25 protein-coding genes, 1 tRNA gene and 1 pseudogene are annotated in these 22271 nt (G+C 71.7%); 21 read left to right on the top strand and 6 right to left on the bottom strand.

What is annotated here, in order from left to right:
* Positions 1-183 precede the first annotated feature (183 nt).
* Both ABD54_RS17200 and ABD54_RS17195 read right to left on the bottom strand, forming a co-directional pair.
* Entirely contained in the window at positions 184-612 is a 429-nt protein-coding gene (locus tag ABD54_RS17200) for an SgcJ/EcaC family oxidoreductase (RefSeq protein ID WP_047870516.1), read from the bottom strand.
* A gap of 14 nt (positions 613-626) precedes the next feature.
* Positions 627-1802: an acyl-CoA dehydrogenase family protein gene (locus ABD54_RS17195; protein WP_047870515.1), complete on the bottom strand. Its 1176-nt coding sequence runs from the start codon at positions 1800-1802 to the stop codon at positions 627-629.
* Between the two features lie 245 nt (positions 1803-2047).
* On the opposite strand from ABD54_RS17195, the gene ABD54_RS17190 reads away from it, so the two are divergent.
* The 5 genes from ABD54_RS17190 (at position 2048) to ABD54_RS17170 (ending at position 6201) form a co-directional block, all read left to right on the top strand.
* Positions 2048-3955 (top strand): VCBS repeat-containing protein, encoded by a 1908-nt coding sequence (locus tag ABD54_RS17190; RefSeq protein ID WP_047870514.1) that lies wholly within the window; start codon positions 2048-2050, stop codon positions 3953-3955.
* Between the two features lie 92 nt (positions 3956-4047).
* The gene (locus ABD54_RS17185) at positions 4048-4956 is read left to right on the top strand and encodes an RnfABCDGE type electron transport complex subunit D (protein ID WP_047870513.1); all 909 of its coding nucleotides are present in this window, start codon (positions 4048-4050) and stop codon (positions 4954-4956) included.
* Between the two features lie 33 nt (positions 4957-4989).
* Positions 4990-5592, top strand: a complete 603-nt coding sequence (locus tag ABD54_RS17180; protein WP_235432094.1) for a hypothetical protein — start codon at positions 4990-4992, stop codon at positions 5590-5592.
* Complete coding sequence (locus ABD54_RS17175; RefSeq protein ID WP_047870512.1) at positions 5589-6038, top strand: hypothetical protein; 450 nt, start codon at positions 5589-5591, stop codon at positions 6036-6038. The genes ABD54_RS17180 and ABD54_RS17175 overlap by 4 nt, the downstream gene beginning before the upstream one ends.
* A gap of 87 nt (positions 6039-6125) precedes the next feature.
* Positions 6126-6201: transfer RNA gene (locus ABD54_RS17170), tRNA-Thr, on the top strand.
* A 174-nt stretch (positions 6202-6375) separates the two neighbouring features.
* On the opposite strand, the gene ABD54_RS28340 is transcribed toward ABD54_RS17170, so the two are convergent.
* Both ABD54_RS28340 and ABD54_RS17160 read right to left on the bottom strand, forming a co-directional pair.
* Positions 6376-6531, bottom strand: a complete 156-nt coding sequence (locus ABD54_RS28340; RefSeq protein ID WP_026338560.1) for a hypothetical protein — start codon at positions 6529-6531, stop codon at positions 6376-6378.
* A 72-nt stretch (positions 6532-6603) separates the two neighbouring features.
* Positions 6604-7437 carry an exonuclease domain-containing protein gene (locus ABD54_RS17160; protein ID WP_047870511.1) on the bottom strand — a complete coding sequence of 278 codons (834 nt, stop codon included), beginning with the start codon at positions 7435-7437 and terminating at the stop codon, positions 6604-6606.
* Between the two features lie 169 nt (positions 7438-7606).
* On the opposite strand from ABD54_RS17160, the gene ABD54_RS17155 reads away from it, so the two are divergent.
* Both ABD54_RS17155 and ABD54_RS17150 read left to right on the top strand, forming a co-directional pair.
* Entirely contained in the window at positions 7607-7825 is a 219-nt protein-coding gene (locus ABD54_RS17155; RefSeq protein WP_047870510.1) for a hypothetical protein, read from the top strand.
* A 37-nt stretch (positions 7826-7862) separates the two neighbouring features.
* Complete coding sequence (locus ABD54_RS17150) at positions 7863-8252, top strand: hypothetical protein (protein WP_200904129.1); 390 nt, start codon at positions 7863-7865, stop codon at positions 8250-8252.
* Between the two features lie 22 nt (positions 8253-8274).
* Here ABD54_RS17150 and ABD54_RS17145 read toward each other — a convergent pair whose 3' ends face one another.
* On the bottom strand, positions 8275-8862 hold the full coding sequence (locus tag ABD54_RS17145; RefSeq protein ID WP_053063605.1) for a hypothetical protein: 588 nt from the start codon (positions 8860-8862) through the stop codon (positions 8275-8277).
* A 546-nt stretch (positions 8863-9408) separates the two neighbouring features.
* On the opposite strand from ABD54_RS17145, the gene ABD54_RS17140 reads away from it, so the two are divergent.
* Positions 9409-9645, top strand: a complete 237-nt coding sequence (locus ABD54_RS17140; RefSeq protein ID WP_047870508.1) for a hypothetical protein — start codon at positions 9409-9411, stop codon at positions 9643-9645.
* A 100-nt stretch (positions 9646-9745) separates the two neighbouring features.
* A complete protein-coding gene (locus ABD54_RS17135) occupies positions 9746-10339 on the top strand; it encodes an RNA polymerase sigma factor (protein ID WP_047870507.1) in 594 nt (197 codons plus the stop codon).
* Positions 10340-10427: 88 nt separating this feature from the next.
* Here the strand turns inward: ABD54_RS17135 and ABD54_RS17130 are convergent, their stop codons facing one another.
* Complete coding sequence (locus tag ABD54_RS17130; protein ID WP_013155954.1) at positions 10428-10955, bottom strand: inorganic diphosphatase; 528 nt, start codon at positions 10953-10955, stop codon at positions 10428-10430.
* Positions 10956-11041: 86 nt separating this feature from the next.
* On the opposite strand from ABD54_RS17130, the gene dacB reads away from it, so the two are divergent.
* The 12 genes and pseudogenes from dacB to ABD54_RS17075 all read left to right on the top strand — a co-directional run bounded on the left by dacB (position 11042) and on the right by ABD54_RS17075 (position 22172).
* Positions 11042-12409, top strand: coding sequence for a D-alanyl-D-alanine carboxypeptidase/D-alanyl-D-alanine-endopeptidase (gene dacB, locus ABD54_RS17125; protein WP_047870506.1), 1368 nt, complete (start codon positions 11042-11044; stop codon positions 12407-12409).
* A gap of 178 nt (positions 12410-12587) precedes the next feature.
* Positions 12588-13670, top strand: a complete 1083-nt coding sequence (locus ABD54_RS17120; RefSeq protein WP_047870505.1) for a zinc-dependent metalloprotease — start codon at positions 12588-12590, stop codon at positions 13668-13670.
* Complete coding sequence (tilS, locus tag ABD54_RS17115) at positions 13667-14671, top strand: tRNA lysidine(34) synthetase TilS (RefSeq protein ID WP_047870504.1); 1005 nt, start codon at positions 13667-13669, stop codon at positions 14669-14671. Before ABD54_RS17120 ends, tilS begins: the two co-directional genes overlap by 4 nt.
* Positions 14672-14810: 139 nt before the next feature.
* The gene (gene hpt, locus ABD54_RS17110; RefSeq protein WP_200904128.1) at positions 14811-15365 is read left to right on the top strand and encodes a hypoxanthine phosphoribosyltransferase; all 555 of its coding nucleotides are present in this window, start codon (positions 14811-14813) and stop codon (positions 15363-15365) included.
* 487 nt (positions 15366-15852) lie between these two features.
* Entirely contained in the window at positions 15853-17910 is a 2058-nt protein-coding gene (gene ftsH / locus ABD54_RS17105) for an ATP-dependent zinc metalloprotease FtsH (RefSeq protein WP_047870503.1), read from the top strand.
* On the top strand, positions 17907-18506 hold the full coding sequence (folE, locus tag ABD54_RS17100) for a GTP cyclohydrolase I FolE (RefSeq protein WP_047870502.1): 600 nt from the start codon (positions 17907-17909) through the stop codon (positions 18504-18506). The genes ftsH and folE overlap by 4 nt, the downstream gene beginning before the upstream one ends.
* Positions 18507-18791: 285 nt before the next feature.
* Complete coding sequence (gene folP, locus ABD54_RS17095; RefSeq protein ID WP_235432093.1) at positions 18792-19694, top strand: dihydropteroate synthase; 903 nt, start codon at positions 18792-18794, stop codon at positions 19692-19694.
* Positions 19691-20140 carry a nuclear transport factor 2 family protein gene (locus ABD54_RS17090; protein ID WP_047870501.1) on the top strand — a complete coding sequence of 150 codons (450 nt, stop codon included), beginning with the start codon at positions 19691-19693 and terminating at the stop codon, positions 20138-20140. Before folP ends, ABD54_RS17090 begins: the two co-directional genes overlap by 4 nt.
* Positions 20140-20496, top strand: a pseudogene (gene folB / locus ABD54_RS29075) (dihydroneopterin aldolase); the annotation flags it as partial. The gene ABD54_RS17090 and the pseudogene folB, both read left to right, overlap by 1 nt.
* A 75-nt stretch (positions 20497-20571) precedes the next feature.
* A complete protein-coding gene (folK, locus tag ABD54_RS29070; RefSeq protein ID WP_235432095.1) occupies positions 20572-21072 on the top strand; it encodes a 2-amino-4-hydroxy-6-hydroxymethyldihydropteridine diphosphokinase in 501 nt (166 codons plus the stop codon).
* A complete protein-coding gene (locus tag ABD54_RS17080) occupies positions 21072-21554 on the top strand; it encodes a DUF3180 domain-containing protein (protein ID WP_047870499.1) in 483 nt (160 codons plus the stop codon). Before folK ends, ABD54_RS17080 begins: the two co-directional genes overlap by 1 nt.
* Before the next feature lie 171 nt (positions 21555-21725).
* Positions 21726-22172, top strand: a complete 447-nt coding sequence (locus ABD54_RS17075; RefSeq protein ID WP_047870498.1) for a PH domain-containing protein — start codon at positions 21726-21728, stop codon at positions 22170-22172.
* Positions 22173-22271 lie beyond the last annotated feature (99 nt).

Below are 22271 nucleotides of genomic sequence, written 5' to 3'. Positions count from 1 at the left end.
CCGTGTGGCGGGACATGTCCAGCCTGCACCGCCACACGGGCGTCGGTGTCTTCCTTCCGACCATCGCCGGTAGGGCCCTGGCCGAGGCCCGCTTCGCGAGGGGGAAAGCCTCCTTCGACGCGGGGTGAGAACGAGACCGGACGGGGCCCGACAGCGCTGTCGGGCCCCGTCCGCGTTCTCGGATCAGGAACGCTCACGCGGGCTGTTCTGGTAGGCGGCCAGCAGCCACCCGTCCTCCCCCCGCACGGCGACCCATGTCGCGCGGATGGCCTGGGACGCGGAGACGTCCTCCTCGTCGGCGGTTACCACTCCGCCCTCGGTCACGACGATCGCGACGTCCTCTCCCAGGACCCGCATGTCCAGCGGGGTACCGGTCACGCGTGTGCCCTTGTACGGGCCGGTGAACGCGGCCCGCATGAACCCTGCGATCGACTCCCGGCCCTTCTGGTAGACCCCGGGCAGGATCATCGTCCCGTCGGGCGTGAAGACCTCGGCGAAGGCCTCGGCGTCGTGTTCGGCCCACGCCCTCACGATGCGCTGGGGCAGGGCCGCCACCGCGGCCTTGTCAGCTTCGGAGAGGCCGCCGGCCCTGGTCTTGTCCGCTGTGCTCATGGTGCTCCTCGCTCCTAGAGGTAGAGGGTGTTGGGCTCCTGGCCGCACAGGACGCGCCCGTACAGTTCGGCGTTGGTGTCGGGGTGCATGAGGGCGTGCAGGTTGAGCGCCCGGATATCGCGTGCGATGCGCTGGATTGGCCTGTCCAGATAGACCGAGGACCCGCCGCTCGCCTCGGCGAGGACGTCCACGGCCTCTCCGGCGAGTCGGCAGGCGGCTCCCAGGTCGGCCCGGGCCCGGGCCCGCTCCTCCAGGGACCAGGGGGCGCCCTCCGAGGCCTTGGCGTCCACCTGCGATGCCAGCCGGTGAGCGTGGAAGCGCGCTTGGTCGACCTTGTTCGAGGCGCGCGCCACCTGGTGGTGGGTCAGGGGGGCCTCGGCCTGGTGCGCGTAGTCCGTGTACGTGATCTTTCGGCCCGGCAGGGCGGAGAGGAACGTCTCCATGGCTGCCTCGGCCAGGCCGACCGCCGTTCCAACGGACGAGGCGCAGGCCACCGGGAGCAGCGGGTTGCGGTGGATCATCGAATCCGAGGGCTCCGCGGACAGGCCGTTCAGCACGTTCCCCAGGGGCAGTACCCGCTCTGACGGAACGAAGAGGTCACGCGCCTCCGTGCTGACGCTCCCGGTTCCGCGCAGACCGGAGGTGTGCCAGTCGTCGATTGTCGTGAGCTCAGAGACGGGGACCAGAGCGATGACCGGCTCCGGCTCCCGGTTCGGCGCCGTTCGGACTGCGATGATCTCTTGCCAGTGGCTGTGCAGGGCACCGCTGATGAACCCCCACCGACCGTTGACCACGATCCCGCCTTCGGCGGGAACGGCTGTGGCGGTGGGACTCAGGGTTCCGCACACACGGACGTCCGGGGTGGAGAAGACCTCGCGTTGGACGCTCTCCGGGAAGAGCCCCGCCATCCAGGTCGGGATCCAGTACACCGAGGCCGTCCACGCCAGGGCACCGTCCACACGGGCCAGTGCCGAGGCCACGGACACCATGGCGCGCGCACCGGACTCGTAGCCGCCGTGGCGGGCGGCCACGCGCATGCGGAACACCCCGGCCTCGGCGAGGGCCTCGACGGAGTCCTCGTGAAGCCTCCGGTTCTCCTCCGACCAGTCCACCCTTCCGCGGAGGAGTTCCTCTGTCTTCCTGATTTTCTGGATGATCTCTTCCTCGGTGGGGGATTCCGTGTCCGCCACGAATACCCCTCCCTTCTCCTTTGGATCGAACGAGCCCGGAGCGTTCCTTTCCGCACGTGTGCGTCAGGGGAACGAGAACATCGCACCATGTGCGGTCCGGGGGATCGTCCTCTGGATTGCTCGCCTGGAAAGAGCGCATGAAGCAAAGGGCAAGAATGGATATGGATTTGCGGGCGTTCGCCGGAGAACCTGAATAGCGTTCCGAAACCGACGGGTGGCGACACCACCTGCCCCAGGGAGTCCAGATGCGGCTGATGTACCGTGTGGCGACGCTGGCGCTGGTCACGGCGATGGTGGGTGCCCTCGGCATCCTCACCGTCCGGCCCTCCGCCAGTGAGTCCGAGGAGGTCGAGCGGGCCGCGCCCTTCGCCTTCGAGGCGCTCGCCCTCAACTCCGAACCCGACGGCGCCCGCCACGAGAGAGAAGTGGCGCCCGACCTGGAACACTTCGTGGGATGGATCTCCTCGGTCGGTGCCGGCGGAGCACTCCTCGACCTGCGCGGCCTCGGTAAATCCGCGGACGCCTGCCTGGTCGATCCCAGGGACGACAGCGTCACCCTGCGCAACTCCCCGGGAAGCGGCGAGGCCGACTACCCGGTCGTCGAGCTGCTCCCGGACGGCCTGCCCTACGACCACACGATGGCGCCGATGGGCTGCGTCCCCGCCGACATGGACGAGGACGGCGACCTGGACGTCATCGTCTACTACTGGGGCCGTTCCCCGGTCCTGTTCACGAACACGGCGGGGCCCGGGGCCGTTCCCGCGGCGGAGGACTTCACCGCACACGAGCTCGTGGAGCCGATGCAGGTCTGGAACACGACCGCTCTGAACGTCGCCGACCTGGACGGGTCCGGCAGCCTCGACCTCCTCATCGGCAACTACTTCCCCGACGGCGCCCGTGTCCTTGACCCGGAGGCGGACGACGAGACCCGTATGGAGATGCAGCAGAGCATGGGTCTGGCCACCAACGCCGGACACAACCGGCTCCTGCTCACGGAGCCGACGGGAGAGGCGGATACGCCGCCCTCGGTGACCGACGCGAGCACGGCGCTCCCGGAACAGGCCGCCACCGCCTGGACGCTGGCGATCGGCTTCCAGGACCTGTCCGGGAACGGGGTCCCCGACATCTACCTGGGCAACGACTTCGGTAACGACAGCCTCCTGGTCAACCGCTCCACCCCCGGCGAGGTCAGTCTGGAGCTGGTCAGGGGCGACCGCGACATGGTCACGCCCAAGTCCCAGGTCCTGGGCAACGGGTCCTTCAAGGGCATGGGCGTCGCCTTCACCTACGTGGACGGCTCGGAGCTGCCGACGGTGGTCGTCAGCAACATCACCAGCCCCTACGCACTCCACGAGAGCAACTTCGCCTTCGTTCCGGACGGGGAGGGCTCCGACCTCCTGGAGGGAGAGGTGCCCTTCGAGGAGGACAGCGAGCAGTTGGGGCTGGCGCGGAGCGGATGGTCGTGGGACGTCAAGGCGGGCGACTTCGACAACGACGGCACCGACGAGCTGTTCCAGGCCACGGGCTTCCTCAAGGGCGAGGACACGCGCTGGCCCGAGCTCCAGGAGATCGCCATGGGCAACGACCAGTTGCTCAAGTACCCGCAGGTCTGGCCGGGCTTCGCCGAGGGCGACGACCTGTCAGGGCACGAGACCAACCCCTTCTGGGTGCGCGGCGAGGACGGACGCTACGACGACCTCGCCGACGCGGTGGGGATCGCCGAGTACGACGTCACGAGGGCCTTCGCCTTCGGCGACGTCAACGGCGACGGACTCCTGGACGTGCTGGTCGCCAACCAGTGGGAGGACTCGCGCCTGCTGCTGAACACCGCGCCCGACCCCGCACCGAGCACCGTGCTGCGCCTGGTGCGCCCGGGGGCGTCCGGCGACGGGGCGCTCACCCCGGCGGTCGGCGCCTCCGTCAGGACGGAGGACTCCGAGGCGCTCCCGGCGCAGGTCCGCGAGCTCTACCCGGCCAACGGCCACGTCGGGGTGTCGGCCGACACCGTCCATCTCGCGGCGCCGCAGGACGGGATGCCGGTCACCGTCTCCTGGAGGGACGGAACGGGCGCGGAGCACACCGCGCGACTGCGGGTCGGTCCCGGGACCCACACCATCCTTCTCGACGACGACGGAACGGCGGTTGTCCGATGACCGTTACCAGACCCGGCGAAGAGCGGCACGCCGGCGCCGCGGAAGAGGGGACGGGCACGACCGCCCCGCCCGGACCCGCAGCCAAGCCCCCGATGGACAGGCGGGTGAAGGCGCTGCGCATGTTCGCCACCTCCATCACGGTGTTCACCATCGTCGGCCACTTCCTCCTGGGCTTCGAACAGTCACCCGTCACCCCCATCGCCGCGGTGCTGTTCGGGTACGTGCTCGACCTGGCCCTGGAGACGCTGGACGCGCGCGCCGCCGGGCGCCGCCCCCAGTACACGGGCGGGGCCGGGGCGATGGTCGACTACCTGCTGCCCACCCACATCGCTGGACTGGCGTGCGCCATGCTCCTGTGGGGCAACGCGTCCCTTTGGCCCTACCTGTTCGCGGTGTCCATCGCCGTGAGCAGCAAGTACGTCTTCCGTATCCGGGTCGGGGGCCGTAGGAGGCACTTCCTCAACCCCTCCAACCTGGGCATCGCGGTGACCCTGCTCCTCTTTCCCTGGGTCGGGATCGCGCCGCCCTACCACTTCACCAACAACACCTTCGGCACCGTGGACTGGCTGATCCCCCTCGGGATCCTCATGGCCGGGACCATGCTCAACGTCAACCTGACCAAGCGCTGGCCCCTGATCCTCGGCTGGGTGGGCGGATTCGTCCTCCAGGCCGTCCTGCGCTGGCTCGTCCTCGACCACATGCTCCTGGCGGCGCTGATGCCGCTGACGGGAGTGGCCTTCATCCTCTTCACCAACTACATGATCACCGACCCGGGCACGACGCCCTCGAAGCCGCGCAACCAGATGGTCTTCGGCCTGACCGTCGCCGTGGTGTACGGGGTGCTGGTCAGCGCGCACGTCGTCTTCGGCCTCTTCTTCGCCCTCGTCATCACCTGCGCGCTACGCGGCCTGGTACTGGTCTGCGCCCCCTGGTTCACCGGGGCGGGCCCGTCCTCCGCCGCGCCCGCGGCGCCCGACGCGAGGCGGGTCGCGGACCGCTGAGACCACCACGAGTTCCCGAACAAAGGAGAGAGGATGTCTTCGACACGGGAAGGCGTACCCCCGGCGCGAGGCGGACGCCTCACCGACTACTACCGCATGTGCGTCGAGGTGGCGAACACCGGGCGCCACCGGCTGTGTATGCGCATCTTCCTGGTGATCGTGCTCGCGCACTGGGCCGAGCACATCGTCCAGGCCGTCCAGATCTACGTGATGGACTGGCCGGTACCGGAGGCACGCGGCCTTCTCGGCATGCCCTTCCCCTGGCTCGTCACGTCCGAGTGGATGCACTACGGCTACGCACTGATCATGCTGATCGGACTGCTCCTCCTGCTCCCGGGCTTCGTGGGCAGGGCGCGAGTCTGGTGGTCGGTGTCCCTGCTCCTCCAGGTCTGGCACCACTTCGAGCACCTGCTGCTCCTCGTCCAGGCCATGATCGGAGTCAACATCGCCGGGAACGAGGCCCCGATCAGCCTCGTCCAGATGCTGATCCCCCGGGTGGAGCTGCACCTCTTCTACAACACCGTCGTCTTCATCCCCATGGCCCTCGCGATGTACCTGCACGCGCGTCCCAACGACCGGGAGCGCGAGGCGATGAACTGCCGGTGCGCCGACGAACCGGAACGGGTGCGGGCGTGAGCGCGGGACGGCGGCGCGAGGGCGGTGCCTTCGCCCTGGTACTGCTCGCGCTCGCCGTCCTCGTGGTCCTCACGGGGCTTTCCAACCTCGACCGGAGTATCCGGGCGGCCCGTGCCGAAGGGTCCCCCGGGACCTTCACCGCCTCCCGCCTGGACTGCGTGCAGCACCCCGGCCACGAGTCGTGCACGTGCTACGGCTCCTACGTCCCCGACACGGACGGACCCGAGCGCTCCGACGTCTACCTCTACGGGCGCGACAGGGAGACCTGCCCGGTAGGGGAACCGACCGAGGCGATCGACATCGGCGCGACCAGCCGGGTGTACGGGCCGGAGGGGTCCAACGAGTGGGTCATGACGGCGGGGGTGATAGCCGTGGGCCTCGCGGCCGGCGGCTGGGCGGCCCGGTCCTGGTGGCTCGGAGGGAGGCGCGGGGGCGGTGCCGACTGAGACGAGGCGTTCGGAGGGCGTGTACCCGGCGCTCCTGCGAGGCGCTAGAATGGTGACCGCATCGCCGCGTGGGACACGCGGCGGCGCGCCGCCTTAGCTCAGTCGGCAGAGCGATTCACTCGTAATGAATAGGTCGTCGGTTCGATTCCGACAGGCGGCTCCAGCCGAAACGCCACCCCGGACCGGGGTGGCGTTTCGCGTTGGCGGCCGATCGGGTGACCAGCGGTCTGTGCGGCGGACAGGCCGCACATGGCGCCGGCCCCTCCGCGACCGCCCGGACGGGCCCGGGGGCCTCCCGCGGGGCCGCGCCGTCGTCCGGCCCGGCCCCGCGGGGCCCTCAGACGCGCTGCCTGTTCTGGAACCAGCCCCACACCGCGGTGGCCACGAACAGGACGGCGCCGATGACGGCGAGCCAGAGCAGGCCCTTGATGACCATGCCCAGGATGGCGAGGATGAGCCATACCGCCAGCAGCACCAGGATGAAGTAGACCATGTCGTCCCCCAAGATCGCGTCGCTTCGGGACCTACCCGCTTCCGCGCCCGACCGCACACGCGGACCGGCCCGTCAGGGCCAGGCGCCGTCCACCACGGTTCCGTGGCCGGGTTTGCTGCGGTCCAGCCACTCCTGGCGGTTGCGGGCGAAGGCCAGGGACCAGTCGACCTGGCGCTGGTGCAGCTCGGCCAGGCTGACGGCGGCGAGTTCGGGGTGCCTGGCGCCGATCTCCTCGGCCAGGGCCAGCGCCGCCGAGGCGTCGGCGGTCGCGGTGTGGGCGTCGGTGAGCTCCACGCCGTAGTACTCGCACATCGCGCCCAGGTTGCGCTTGCCCCTGCGGTAGGGCTCCACGCCCCGGTCGATCACCAGCGGGTCCACCACGGGCGCCGGGGGGCCGCTCAGGCGTTCGGAGAGGGTCGTGAGCCCGTACCGCCGCATCTCCCCGGAGAGCACCCGCAGGTCGTAGGGGGCGTTGAAGACCACCAGCCCCTGGCCGGAGGAGAGCTGGTCGTCCAGTGCCTGGCCGATCTCCTCCAGGCACTCCCCGGCGGGACGGCCCTCGGCCCGGGCCCGCTCCGTGCTGATGCCGTGGACGGCGACGGCGTCCGCCGGGATCTCGCGGGGGCCCGGGTCCACCAGCCAGGTGCGGGCCTTGCCCTCGCGGTCCACCAGCGCGGCCGATACGAGGAAGGCCGTTTCGGGGTCGCGGGAGGAGGTCTCGGTGTCGAACCCCAGCAGGGGAGTGGTGTGCCAGCCCGGGTGGACGCCCCGGACGGGAGGGGTGGGGCGCGGCTCGTGCTCCGCGCAGTAGGTGCGCCACCGGCCGCCCTCCTTGACGACGACACCCTCTCCGGCGCCGACGGAGGACTGGCAGTCGGTGCATGTCCCGGGATAGCGGTTGCGCATGGGATCCTCTCGGCCGGACGGTCGCCACCGCCGTGAACAGCGGCGATTCGTGAACATCGTAGAACGGTGCGGGGACAGTCCGCCCGGGGAGCGTGCCGCGCGCACTACGGCTGGAGACGCCTGGGGCCCTTGATGTGCAAGTGCCGACTTCCGGGGAAGGAAGAGGGGCATGAGTCTGGAAGAGGCATCACGTCAACTCGAAGCAACCATCCACGACGCCCGCGTCTCCTTCGACTGCATCCTCTTGGATGAGCTGGACCGGGCGCACACGAACGCCATCACCGCGCGTGCCGCCGTGGACGCCGCGGAGCAGGCCATCCGCGTGGAGATGGAAAGACGCGAGTCCGCCGATGGCGGGACGCCCGGATCCTCCGGGGCCGTGGACTGACCCCTGGTAGCGTCGAACGGGTTTTCGAACAAAGGGTATGATCGGAGGCATGCCCGATCAGTCGCTGACGCCGGACTGGCCCGCGAGCGTCCACCCGCCCGGGGCGGACTCCTTCGAGCAGACGGCCCTGGTGTGGCTGTTCGACCACGTGCCCGCCGACTACCGGTTGCACGGCGTCCTGCGGCGCCATCCGGTCGCCCTTTCCCGGCTGGCCCACCAGTACGTCTCCTCGGCGCTGGAGGCCGCCCGGGAGGGCTACCGGACCGCCCGGGTCGACCTGCGCGACCACATGCCGCCGCACGCCCTCGAGCAGGTCATGAACGCCTACCTCGCGGAGGGACAGCGCATGGCCGCCGTCCTCAGATCGGTCGAGGCGGTCGACGCCGCCCTGCGCGCGTCGGCGGCCGACCGGGGCGGCGGTGATTGAGGTCGTGTGCCCGTGCGCCCGTTCAGGCGGTCACCCGGACCACCACGGCCACCTCGTCGCCGGTGTTCACGAGGTGGTGGCCGCCGCCCCCGGCCGAGCCCACGACCCGGGCCCGGCCGGCGGACAGCTCCGACGCCGAGCGCACCTGCCCGTCCGCGGCGGAGGCGATCAGGTGGGCGCGCCCGCTGACCAGGTACAGCACCTCCATGCCGTGCCGTCGGGACGGGTGAGGGGCGGGTCCGGACACGAAGCCGTCGGGTTCGAGGGCCACCGCGGTCACGCGGAGCCTGCCGCCCGCCCGGCGCCGGGCCGCGCGCGGGGCGGGCTGCCAGCGTCCCCGCCGGGACGGCCGCAGCGCGGTCCCGCTCAGGGAGGCGGCGGCGCCCCGGGCGGCGGCCACCAGGCGGCCGAGGGTCGGCATGCTGCGCCCGCCCAGGTGGGCGTAGCCGGAGCGGCGTCCGGCGTCCACCACGTCGCCGATCCCCTCCGGGGAGACGGACGCGCTCCTGGGGGCGGGAGCGGACGACGGGGCCGGTGCGGCGGCGGCCGGTGCGGCGACGTTGTGGGGAGCGGGGAGTACGGCAGTGCCGGAGAGAGTGCGCTGGGGCATCGTGAGAGGATCCTTCACGTGTGCGCGCCCCGGGAACGGGAGCGCGCGGATGTCGTCTGGAAGCCCCGGTGCGCCGGGGCGGCAGGGGGAACGTCCCCGCGGGTTCACGCGGAGACGGAGATCACCCTGCTGGGAGGTGCCCAGCGCCCGGCGTCCACGATGGACTGGGGTGCGCGGAGGGGCACGCGGTCGGTCGGCGGCGTACGAGGACGCCTCGGCGACGACTCAGCGACGACAACACGGACACGCCGCACGGGCCAGGTGGCAGGAGGCCCCGGGGGCCGTACGAGCCATGGCGTCGGTGCGCGTGCGCGGATACATGCTTGCAAGGAGACCAGCAAAGGCCGGGAGGAGTCAAGCGGCGGTGCTGCGGCCGCGCGTGTCGTCCTCCTCACCCCGGCGTTCGCGGGGCGTGTTGCGGGCGGCGCTCCGTGGTGGTGACATGTGGAACCCGAGTACGGTGTGCGGCCACCGCCGGAAAAGGCTCCATTCCCCAGCCGTAGTGACAGGAGCGGCCGTTATGGCATCCGTCCCCGGAAGGCGCAGTTGAGCACCGAGGCGCCGGGACTGTGGGCGCGCGTCCTGGTGCGCGCGCTGGTCGTCGCGGCCGCCTGGGTGATGGCGCTCGGCTTCCTCGGACCGGGGGAGGCCCTGCTCGTCGCCGTCCTGACCGCGCTCACCTTCGTGCTGCTGTGGCTGCGCGCCCGCGCCGCAGGACCGGCCGCGCCGCCGCCGGGCTCCCCGCGGGGCGCGGACCCGCGCCGACCTCCGGAGGGGGGCTGAGCCGCCCGCGCGGCCCCGGGGCCCGCCCGCGCCGCGCCGCCGGACGCTCTTTCGACAAAGCGGTGAGCACCGTGCCGCGCGCGGCGTAGATTCTTGGTCTATGACGGACCGGGATCTTCTCCACACCCTGCGCTCCGGCCGTACTCCGCCGGAGGACGCCTACGCCAGGCTTCTCGACGCGTACGGGGCGGAGCTGTACCGGCGCTGCATCCTGGTCCTGCGCGACCGCGACGCCGCGCACGTGGTGCTCAGGGACACGCTGATCGTCGCCCGCGCGCACATCGGGCGCCTCGCCGACGCCGACCGGCTGGGGGAGTGGCTGCACGCGCTGGCCGAGGCCGAGTGCACCCGCCACCGGGCCGGCGGTCCGCGGGCCGGAGCCCCGGACGAGCTGGGGCTGCCGGAGAACACCGCGCTGGTCCCGACACGCGTGCTCAACGGCATGGTCGGCCCCGAACTCGACGGTTACCGCACGCACGTGGCCGTGCGCGCCGACCGCTTCGACCGGGAGGGCTTCCCCAAAGCGCCGGGCGACCCGCTGATGACCCGAGGCATGGCCTCCCTGCTGCCCGTAGCCCTGGCGCTGCTGTGCGCACTGCTGCTGATCGTGCTGGCGGGCTACGTGCTCACCACGGACTCCGCGCACGAGCCCTTCCCTGGCCCCGGGGCGGTCGCCTCGCGCAGCCAGCGCTGAGGGCGCCGCCCGGACACGGCGCGGCCCGGCGGGGAGTCCTCCGCCGGGCCGTCGCGGCGACACCGTGACACGTGTGCTCGGGAGCCGACTAGCTTTCCTTGACCTCGGAGATGTGCGAGGCGTCGCCGTGCACGCCCGCCTCCTCGGCGCGCTTGACCGAGGCCACGATCTCCTGCTCGGCCTCGTGGCGGCCGACCCAGGTGGCGCCCTCCACGGACTTGCCCGGCTCCAGGTCCTTGTAGACCGTGAAGAAGTGCTCGATCTCCAGGCGCTCGAACTCGTTCACGTGGTGAATGTCACGCAGGTGCTCCTGGCGCGGGTCCGTCGCGGGGACGCAGAGCAGCTTGTCGTCGCCTCCCGCTTCGTCGCGCATGCGGAACATGCCGATGGCGCGGGCCCGGATCAGGCAGCCCGGGAACGTCGGGGCCTTGAGCAGGACGAGGGCGTCCAGGGGGTCGCCGTCCTCGCCGAGGGTCCCCTCGACGAACCCGTAGTCGGCGGGGTAGGTCGTGGAGGTGAACAGCATGCGGTCGAGACGGATACGACCGGTCTCGTGGTCCACCTCGTACTTGTTGCGCTCCCCCTTGGGGATCTCGATCGTAACGTCGAATTCCATGCTGATCTCGGCTCCCAATGCGACTAATGTCGCCGTATAACTACAACGTCAGGCCGCTACACCGAAGGAAGGGCAGGTGCCCCCGAGTGCGACGGGTACGAGGCGAGGCGCTCCTCGCGCTGGCCCTGCTCAACATATTCGTGCTGATCGCCGGGTTTGTCGCCCTCGACGTGATCGGGGCGCGTCCCCTTCCCGCGGCGCCCAACCCGGTCACGGACGCCGAGGGCGTGGCGGCGGCGCAACCCGCGGCCTCGACTCCGGCGGACCCGGAACGGATCGCGGACATCCTCGATGATCCCATGTCGGATTCCGGGATCGAGGAGGGCCTCTCCGGTTTCGTCGTGGACGCCGCCACCGGTGAGACGCTCTTCGAGCTGGGCCCGGACGCCCCCGTCACCCCGGCCTCGACCACGAAGATCGCCACGGCCGTGGCCGTACTGGACACCGTCGGACCCGACCACGTGCTGAGCACCGAGGCCTACCTGGTCCCCGGACAGGACCGCGTTGTGCTGCGCGGAGAGGGCGACGTCACCCTGACCACGACCGCCGACTCCGCAGCTTACCCGCAGGTAGCGACCCTGGATGAGCTGGCCGAGCGCACGGCGCGGGCCCTGGGCGCGGAGGATGTCGACACGGTCTCCCTCGGCTACGACGACTCGCTGTTCACCGGTCCGGACACCGGTCCCGGCTGGAAGCCCAACTACGTCACCGAGGGCAGCACCGCCACGGTGCACGCGCTGATGATCGACTCCGGGAGGTTCTCCACCGAGGCCAGCGGCTACGGGTCGCGCGTGCCGGACCCGCCCCTGTCCGCGGCCGAGGCCTTCGCCGAACAGTTGGAGGAGGCGGGGATCACGGTCGAGGGCTCCCCCACCGAGGAGCGGGCCTCCGGGGAGCCCGTCGCCAGCGTCGACTCGCCCCCGATGTCGGCCCTGGTCGAGCACATGATGCTGGCCAGCGACAACAACATGGCCGAGGCGCTGGGGAGGGTCACCGCGATCGGCCTGGGCCGGGAGCCCTCCTTCGACGGCGCCGCGGCGGCCACACACCGGGTGATGGAGAGCCTGGGCGTGGAGGGCGTCCGACTGTCGGACAACAGCGGCCTGAGCACAGAGAACAGGATCACGTCCCGGGCCCTGGTGGAGCTGCTGCGGCTGGCCGCGAGCGGTGACCGCCCAGACCTCAACGCCGCGGTCACCGGGCTGCCGACGGCCAACTCCACGGGCACCCTGGCCAGCGGGGGCCGCTACTCGGTCCACTCCACGGCCCGCGAGGGCGCGGGGCTGGTGCGCGGCAAGACCGGCACCCTGAACGGGGTGAGCACCCTGGCCGGGACCATCCACGACCAGGAGGGCAACGTGTTCCTGTTCGCCTTCATGGCCAACCATCCCGCTGCCGTCGGCCCCCGGCTGGACCCCTTGGCCGCCGCCCTCAGCCAGTGCGGCTGCTCCTGACCGGCTCACCACGCGAGCGCGCCCCCGTACGCGCGGCCCGGCGGCGGCGCGGAACCGCCCGGTGACAGGAGGAACCGGGGAAACCGGCAGTCCTCAGGGTCATCCCGGGCGGTACCCGGAATTCCCGCCCTGATCCCCGTGCCGTCCCGCGCCTCGCGGGTAGGCTGGCGGTGTGACTGTGATCGACTGGGACGTAGCCGTGAACACCGGTGTCCGCCTCGTGCGACCGGGCCCGCAGGTGGACCTTCCCGACGCGCGGCAGGCCGTCGCGCAGTTGCGGGAGCTCTCCACCGTGGCGGCCGGACACGTGCGCGAATTCACCGGCATGAACCCCCTCGAACCAGCGGGCCCCGCGGTCATCGTGGACCGCCCCGGCTGGATCCGAGCCAACGTCGACGGGTTCCGAGTGGTCATCGAACCCGTACTCCAACAGATGGGCGCCGACCGGCTCAACAACAGCCCGGCCGGGAACCTGACCAGCGCGGTCGGCTCCCGTATCACCGGGGTGCAGCTCGGAGCGGTGCTCTCCTACCTGGCGGGGAAGGTCCTCGGCCAGTACGAGCTCTTCCTGCCGCCGGACCCCGACGGCACCCTGCCCACCGGCCGTCTGACTCTGGTGGCGCCCAACATCGTCAACGCCGAACGCGAGATGGACGTCGACCCCCGGGACTTCCGCCTGTGGGTGTGCCTGCACGAGGAGACCCACCGCATGCAGTTCACGGCCACGCCGTGGCTGCGCGGCCACGTCCAGGAGCTCATGCAGGAGCTGCTCCTGTCTTCGGAGATGAACGCGGGCGACCTCATCGGCAGGCTGCGCGCCGCGGGCGAGGCCGTCGCCGACGCCGTCCGGGGCGGGGGCGAGAGCAATCTCATCACCGCCATCCAGAGCCCTGAGCAGAGCGAGATCATGGACCGGGTCACCGCGGTCATGAGTCTGGCCGAGGGACACGGCGACTTCGTCATGGACGCCGTCGGCCCCGAGGTGGTGCCCAGCGTCGCGACCATCCGCGCCCGCTTCCAGAAGCGCCGCGAGTCCGCCAACCCGATCGACCGGATCATGCGCCAGTTGCTGGGCATGGACATGAAGATGCGCCAGTACGAGGAGGGCGCCGCCTTCGTCCGCGCCGTGGTGGGCGAGGTCGGCATGACCGAGTTCAACCGGGTGTGGACCTCGCCCGAGACCCTGCCCACCCTGGCGGAGATCCGCAACCCCACCGCCTGGGTGGACCGGGTCGTGCGCCCGGCCGCCGTCAGCGAGTGAGCGGTCCGCACCCCGCCGTCGCCGCCGTGCGCTCGGCGGTCCGGCGGGTGCTGCGCGACCTTCCCGCCGACGCCACGGCGCTCGTGGCGTGCAGCGGCGGCGCCGACTCCCTGGCGCTGGCGGGCGCGGTGGCCTTCGAGGCCCCCCGCGTCGGCCGGGCCGCTGGGGCGGTGACCGTCGACCACGGGCTCCAGGAGGGCTCGGACCGGCGCGCCGAGGACGTGGCCAAGGTCCTGGCCGGGCTCGGACTCGATCCCGTCCTTGTCCGGACGGTGCGGGTGTCCGGACCGGGCGGGCCCGAGGCGTCGGCCCGGCGCGCCCGCTACGAGGCGCTGGACGGCGCGGTCGCCGACCGCGCCCCCGCCGCTGTGCTGCTCGGCCACACCCTCGACGACCAGGCCGAGACGGTCCTGCTCGGCCTGGCCCGCGGCTCCGGGGCCCGCTCGCTGGCGGGCATGGCGCCGCGCGCCGGCCACCATCTGCGCCCCCTGCTGGACCTGGACCGGGCCACCGTGCGCGAGGCCTGTGCCCGGATGGGCCTGGACGCGTGGGAGGACCCGCACAACCTCGACCCCCGCTTCGCCCGGTCGCGGGTGCGCCACGAGGCGCTGCCCGCCCTGGAGCGCGCGCTGGGCCCGGGGATCGCCGCCGCGCTCGCCCGCACCGCGGGCATGCTGCGCGCGGACGCCGACACCCTGGACCTGCTCTCCGACGGCCTGTTCGAGGAGGCGTCCGGCCCGGGTGACGGGGACGGGCGGGACGCGCGCCCGGTCGGGCCCGTGCTGGCGGTGGCACCGCTGGAGCGGGCGCCCGAGTCCCTGCGCACCCGGGTGCTGCGACGCGCAGCGCTCGCCGCGGGCTGTCCGGCCGGCGCGCTGACCGCCCGGCACGTGCGCGAACTGGACCGGCTGGTCACCGAGTGGCGTGGCCAGGCCCACATCGACCTGCCCGGGGGCGTCCGGGGCCGCCGTGCCGAGGGCCGTGTCCGTTTCGAGGTCTGAGGTCCTGCCGTGCCCGGCGTGTCCGCCCTCCGCGGCGCGCCGCCGCAGGGGGAGGGCGGTCCGGTCCGGCTCCGCCGCCGCGTTCGACACGTTTATCCTGGTTGCCGCAAACGGGGAACCCAGCAGCGAGGACATCAGCGTGGACGCCAAAGACATGGGCCGGGACCTGGAGAAGGTCCTGGTCACCGAGGAAGAGATCAAGACCCGCCTGGAGGAGATCGGCGCGCGCATCGACGCCGACTACGCGGGCAGGGACCTGCTCATCGTCGGTGTGCTCAAGGGCGCGGTGATGGTGATGGCGGACCTCGCCCGGGTGCTGCGCACCCCGGTCTCCATGGACTGGATGGCGGTCTCCTCCTACGGGGCTGGAACCACCTCCTCCGGGGTGGTCCGCATCCTCAAGGACCTGGAGACCGACATCAAGGACCGCGACGTCCTCATCGTCGAGGACGTCATCGACTCCGGTCTGACCCTGTCGTGGCTGATCGGCAACCTGAAGTCGCGCGGGCCCCGCTCGGTGGAGGTCTGCACCATGGTCCGCAAGCCGCTGGCCTTCGACGTGGACCTGCACGTGGAGTACGTCGGCTTCGACCTGCCCAACGAGTTCATCGTCGGCTACGGCCTCGACTACGCCGAGAAGTACCGCAACCTGCCCTTCATCGGCACCCTCGCCCCGCACGTCTACGAGGACTAGGTGTGCTGACCTGAGAGGCCGGTGACGCGGGCGGCCGTCCGGGCCGCCTCCCGCGAGACGGTTCGCGCGGGTCGGCCCGGTCGGCTCCGCGGGCGGAAACCGGCGCGGCGAGGGGCGGCCCGGCGCCCGCGGAAGCACCGGAGCCCAAGACCCCCCGTTGAGGGCGGCGGGCGGCACCGAAGTGATCCGAGGAACACGACCCCGGGGCGCCCGGCCCGCCGCGGACTCCGTACGGGCTCGCACCGGACCCGTGCGGAGCCTGTGGGGGGTGCCACGGGAACAACGCGGTGGGGTGTCGTCGTTGCTTTCATGACGGTTCCCGTCCGGTCGATCCGTGCGGGCGTGCCCGTCCTCGGGGGCGAGGTGTACCGTCGAATATCCCGGCGATGTTCCGGGGAACCACGTGTCCGATAGGTCCTGCTTCGGAAACTCCTCTGGGGCGGGGCGGCCTGGTCAGGAGGGACGGACCCGACAGGGTTCCGCTCACATGAATCTGAAGCGTTTTTTCCGCGGTCCGTGGATCTGGATCCTGGCCGTCGGCCTCATGCTCATCATCGGCTTCCGCGTGTTCGACGTCGGCGGAGGCCCCCAGCCCACCGAGACCGACATCTCGACCGTCCACCAGCTCATCGAGCGGGACGAGGTGGACAACGCCGAGATCGTCGACCGCGACCAGCGCATCGTGCTGACCACCGTGGACGACGAGATCTACGAGGCGTACTGGGTCGAGGGCCAGGGCCTCCAGCTCGCGGAGATGCTCCAGACCTCCCTGGACAGCGAGGGCTCCAACCTGGAGTCCTACGAGGTCTCGGTCGCCACCACGCCGGTGTGGACCACCGCGCTGTTCAGCCTGCTGCCGCTGGTCATCATCATCGTCATCTTCTGGTTCATCTTCAGCCAGATGCAGGGCGGCGGCTCGCGCGTGATGAACTTCGGCAAGTCCAAGGCCAAGCTCATCACCAAGGACACGCCCAAGAACACCTTCACCGACGTCGCCGGGGCCGACGAGGCCATCGAGGAGCTCCACGAGATCAAGGAGTTCCTCCAGAACCCGGCCAAGTTCCAGGCGATGGGTGCCAAGATCCCCAAGGGCGTGCTCCTGATGGGCCCGCCCGGAACCGGTAAGACCCTGCTGGCACGCGCCGTCGCAGGCGAGGCCGGGGTCCCGTTCTACTCCATCTCCGGCTCGGACTTCGTCGAGATGTTCGTCGGTGTGGGCGCCTCCCGCGTGCGCGACCTGTTCGAGCAGGCCAAGGCCAACGCCCCCGCGATCATCTTCATCGACGAGATCGACGCCGTCGGCCGCCACCGCGGCGCCGGCATGGGCGGCGGGCACGACGAGCGCGAGCAGACCCTCAACCAGATGCTGGTCGAGATGGACGGCTTCGACGTCAAGGGCGGCGTCATCCTCATCGCCGCCACCAACCGGCCCGACATCCTCGACCCGGCGCTGCTGCGCCCCGGCCGCTTCGACCGGCAGGTCGTCGTGGACCGCCCGGACATGGACGGCCGCCGCGACATCCTCAAGGTCCACGCCAAGGGCAAGCCCATGGCGGACGACGTCGACTTCAACGTCATCGCCCGCCAGACCGCCGGGATGACCGGCGCCGACCTGGCCAACGTCATCAACGAGGGCGCCCTGCTGTCCGCCCGCGCCGACCGGAAGGTCATCACCCACGCCGTCCTGGAGGAGGCGATCGAGCGGGTCATGGCCGGTCCCGAGCGCAAGACCCGGGTGATGTCCGACCGGGAGAAGAAGGTCATCGCCTACCACGAGGGCGGCCACGCCCTGGTGGGCCACGCGCTGCCCAACTCCGACCCGGTGCACAAGATCACCATCCTGCCGCGCGGCCGGGCCCTGGGCTACACGATGTCGGTGCCCACGGAGGACAAGTTCCTCACCTCGCGCTCGCAGATGATGGACCAGCTCGCGATGATGCTCGGCGGCCGCGCCGCGGAGGAGCTCGTCTTCCACGAGCCCACCACCGGCGCGGGCAACGACATCGACAAGGCCACCAACCTCGCCCGCAACATGGTCACCGAGTACGGCATGAGCGAGCGCCTGGGCGCCCGCAAGTTCGGCTCCGGCAACACCGAGCCCTTCCTGGGCCGGGAGATGTCGCACGCCCGCGAGTACTCCGAGGAGATCGCCTCCATCATCGACGAGGAGGTGCGCCGCCTCATCGAGTCCGCGCACGACGAGGCCTACGAGGTCCTCGTCGAGTACCGGGACGTCCTGGACGACCTGGTCGTGGCGCTGTTGGAGAAGGAGACCCTGTCCAAGGCCCAGGTGCTGGAGATCTTCGCGCCGGTGGTCAAGCGCCCCTCCCGAGGCTCCTACACGGGTTACGGCAAGCGCCAGCCCTCGGAGCGGCCCCCCGTGCGCTCCAAGAAGGAGCTGTCCGTGCTCAACGGCGCCGAGGTCCCGGGCGCCGACGCGGTGCGGGGCTCCACGGACGTCCAGGACCCCCAGGCGGTCCCGGGCCCGTCGGCCAACGGACAGCTCCCGGGCCCGTCCGCCGAGAACGAGGGGGACGAGTCGTGAGCGCGTCCGAGGAGCTGCCGCCCAGGTCCGTGGACCGTCTGCGCATCGAGCGCGCCGTCCGCGAGATCCTGCTCGCCATCGGTGAGGACCCCGACCGCGACGGCCTGGTCAAGACGCCCGAACGGGTGGCCAGGGCCTACGAGGAGCAGTTCGCCGGGCTGGGGCAGAAGCCCGGGGACGTGCTCACCACCGTGTTCGAGGCCGACCACGAGGAGATGGTCCTGGTCAAGGACATCGAGCTCTACTCCACCTGCGAGCACCACCTGGTGCCGTTCTACGGGGTGGCGCACGTGGGCTACATCCCCGGCGCGGACGGCCGCATCACCGGCCTGAGCAAGCTCGCCCGCCTGGTGGACGTGTACGCGCGCCGCCCGCAGGTGCAGGAGCGGCTCACCGGCCAGGTGTCGGACGCGATCATGGAGTTCCTCCAGCCGCGCGGGGTGATCGTCGTGGTCGAGGCCGAGCACCTGTGCATGACCATGCGCGGGGTGCGCAAGCCCGGGGCCAAGACCGTCACCTCGGCGGTGCGGGGGATCTTCCGCAGCAGCGACCGGACCCGCTCCGAGGCGATGAGCCTGATCCTGAGCCAGCGCTAGGCAGCGTTTTCCGCGACCTCCGCTCCGCTTCGTCCCCGCCCGTCGCCCGCCACCGCCCCCAGCGGACGCTGCGCGCGGCCCTTCTTGCGCTCGGGCGCCCGCAGGACAGGAACCCCGTCCGACCCCCGCGAGTCGAGGCCGGCTCGAAGAGCAGAACCCGGGTGCCCTTCCCGTGAACCCTCCCCGGAGACCTCGGTCGCCGGGGAGGGTTTCGCGCCTCCTCGGTCGGGCACAAGCCCCGGGCGCGCGCCTCCGGTTTCCCGGCGTACGCGTAGGGTGATCCTTATGGGGCCGAAACACACACTTCCGGGCCTGCCCGACCTCGGGCGGTGCCTGGTCATGGGGGTCGTGAACGTCACCCCCGACTCCTTCTCCGACGGCGGCGAGTGGTTCGATCCCGACAGGGCGATCGAACACGGGCTGCGCCTGGTCGAGGAGGGCGCGGACCTGGTCGACGTGGGCGGTGAGTCCACCCGTCCCGGCGCGCAGCGCGTCTCCGCCGCAGAGGAGCTGCGCAGGGTCGAACCGGTCGTGCGGGAGCTCTCCGCGCGGGGCGTCGCCGTCAGCGTCGACACCATGCGCGCCGAGATCGCCGAGAAGGCCGTGGAGGCCGGAGCCGTTCTGGTCAACGACGTCAGCGGCGGGCTCGCCGACCCGGCCATGGCCCGCCTCGTGGCGTCTTCCGGCGTTGCCTACGTGCTGATGCACTGGCGTGGGCATAGTCATGACATGCAGAGCCGTGCCGTGTACACGGATGTCGTCCAGGAGGTCCTCGATGAGCTCCGCGACCGTATGGAGGCCATGATCAGTGCAGGTGTCGACCCCGGCCAGATCGTTCTGGACCCCGGGTTGGGATTCTCCAAGCGCCCCGAGCAGGCGCACAACTGGGCGCTGCTGCACGAGCTGGAGCGCTTCCACGAACTGGGGCGCCCCGTGCTGGTGGCCGGATCGCGCAAGCGCTTCCTGAGCCGCCTGCTCGGCGACGCCAAGGGCGAGGACCGCCCCTTCACCGAGTGCGACGCCGCCACCGCGGCCGTCACCACCCTGTCCGCGGACAGGGGGGCGTGGGCAGTGCGGGTGCACGACGTCCGTCCCAGCGCCGACGCCGTCCGCGTGGCGGCCGCCTGGTCCGACGGCGGCGCCCGTTTGGACGACGGACGCGCCGAGCCGCTGGAGGGCAGCCTGTGAAGTCCCGCCAGGAGGTCATGGAGCGCGTGGCCGAGGCCAACGCGCAGTTCTACAGCGCCATCGAGAACGGCGACATCGACCTGATGCGCAGTGTCTGGGCGGAGGAGCACGAGGCACCCGACCTGGTGTGCGTGAACCCCGGCTGGCCGCTGCTGCGCGGGCGCACCGAGATCATGCGCGCCTGGTCGCTGATCATGGCCAACGTCACCTACATCCAGTACGTGCTCACCGAGACCCACATCGGGGTCGGCGGCGACATCGCCATGGTCACGTGCGAGGAGAACGTGCTGACGGCAGAGGAGGACAGTCCCGGCTTCGTCGCGGGCGGCCAGGTGGTGACCACCAACCTGTTCGTGGACACCGACCAGGGGTGGCGGCTGTGGTCGCACCACGCCTCGCCCGTGCTCATGGAGGAGGACGAGGACGAGGGAGAGGTCGAGGCCTGATGCCCGATCGCGTCGCCCTCCGCGGACTGCGGGCCCGCGGCCACCACGGCGTGTTCGACTTCGAGCGCCGGGAGGGCCAGGACTTCGTGGTCGACGCGGTGCTGTACCTGGACACAGCCCCGGCGGCGGCCTCCGACGACGTGGGCGACACCGTCCACTACGGCCTGCTCGCCGACCGGCTGGTCGCGATCGTGACCGGGGAGCCGGTCAACCTGATCGAGACGCTCGCCGAGCGGCTGGCCCGGGAGTGCCTGGCCGAACCGCTGGTCGAGCGGGCGGAGGTGACGGTGCACAAGCCGTCCGCGCCCATCGAGCACGAGTTCGCCGACGTGGCCGTAACCGTGGTCCGGGACCGGACGCGGCGCGAACCCGGCGATCTCGGGGACGCCCGGGACCCGGGAGGCGCGCAGGACCCCGCCAGGCGGCGCGCCGTGCTCTCCCTGGGCTCCAACCTCGGGGACCGGGCGGCGACCCTCCAGGGGGCCGTGGACACGCTGCTGGGCGGCGCGGACGCGCCCGTCCCGGTGGCGGTGTCCCCCGTCTACGAGACCGAGCCGGTGGGCGGCCCCGAACAGGGCGCCTTCCTCAACGCGGTCCTGGTCGTGGACACCGACGGCCCGCCCCGCTCCCTGCTGGAGCGCGCCCGCGCGGCCGAGCGCGCCTTCGACCGCGTCCGCGAGGTCCGGTGGGGGCCGCGCACGCTGGACGTGGACGTCATCGCGTTCGGGGACGTGCGCGACGACGACCCGGAATTGACCCTGCCCCACCCGCGCGCCCACGAGCGGGGGTTCGTGCTCCGGCCCTGGCTGGACGCCGACCCCGGGGCGCGTCTGCCCGGCCGGGGACCGGTCGCCGATCTGCTGGAGGCCTGCGGCGAGCAGGGGCTGCGCCGTCGCGACGACCTGCGGTTGCGTCTGCCGGGGCGGGCCTGATGTCCCGGGACGGGGAGGGGCGGATGCGCCCCACCGGGTGGCGGGTGCCGTCCCTGCTGGCGGTGGTCGGCGCCCTCGCGGGGGTGCTGATCGCCAACTCCCTGCCGGGGCTGCCGCTGCTGCCGTGGTCGGCGATCCCGACCCTGCTGCTGCTCGCGGTCACCGAGGGCTACACGGCGCGGCGGACCCGCAGGCGCATCCGGCGGGAGCCGGGAACCGAGCCGATGCAGCCGCTCAGCGCGGCCCGCCTGGTCGCCCTGGCCAAGGCCAGCGCGCTGTTCGCGTCCCTGGCGCTGGGCTTCTTCGCGGGGATGGCGCTGTCGGTGTCGGACACGCTGGTGCTGCCCGTGCACCGCGAGGTGTTCCTCACCGCGCTGGGCACGGCCCTGTCTTCGGGGCTGCTGCTGGCCGCCGCCCTGTACCTGGAGCACGCCTGCCGGGTCCCGGAGGACGACGATCCGCAGGACGGCGCCCGGTTCTGACTTCCCGGGGTCTTTCGTCCGAATTCGCCTGCGCGCCGCGTCGGTCTGCCGGTGCTTGCCCCCGGATGGTTGACTGGCTCCGTGGAGACCAGTGACACGACACCGCCGCCCGGGCCCTCCAGGCCGCTCGAAGAGGCGTTCGCGCCGCCCGGGGACGCCTCCTGGAGCCGTGTGTCGCCCGCCCTGGCCTGGTACCGCCGGATCGTGGTGGGCGCGCTGTGCCTGATCGCCGGGAGCGGGGGCGCCGTGCTGTTGTCCGTGCGGGCCTCCTGGCCCTGGGCCGCCGCCTGGGCGGTGCTGGCCGCGGCGGTCCTGGCCGCGGGCTGGGTCCTGGCCGGACTCTTCCGCCGGTCGTGGGGCTACGCGGAGGCCGACGAGGAGCTCTACCTCACCTACGGGGTGTTCGTGAGGCAGCTCGTGCTCATCCCCTACGGCCGGATGCAGGTCGTGGACGTCACCGCCGACCTCCTCGAACAGGCCCTGGGCATCGCCACCGTGCAGGTGCGCACCGCCGCCAGCACCGCGGACACCCGGGTGGTCGGGCTGCCGCTGGCCGAGGCCGTCCGGATGCGCGACCGGCTCGCGGCGCGCAGTGAGAGCTTCTCGACGGGGTTGTAAGTGCACGGACCAGCTCAGCCGCCGCAGGGGCCCCCGGGCCCGCACCAGCCGACGTTGCGCTCGTAGACCAGGCGCAGGCCGATGAGGGTCAGCCACGGC

Origin of the sequence: Nocardiopsis sp. RV163, from assembly GCF_001029525.1 — a bacterium.
Classification (GTDB): Bacteria; Actinomycetota; Actinomycetes; order Streptosporangiales; family Streptosporangiaceae; genus Nocardiopsis; species Nocardiopsis dassonvillei.
Note: the sequence above shows the minus strand (reverse complement) of the source record. Positions and strands in the feature narration are given on the sequence as shown.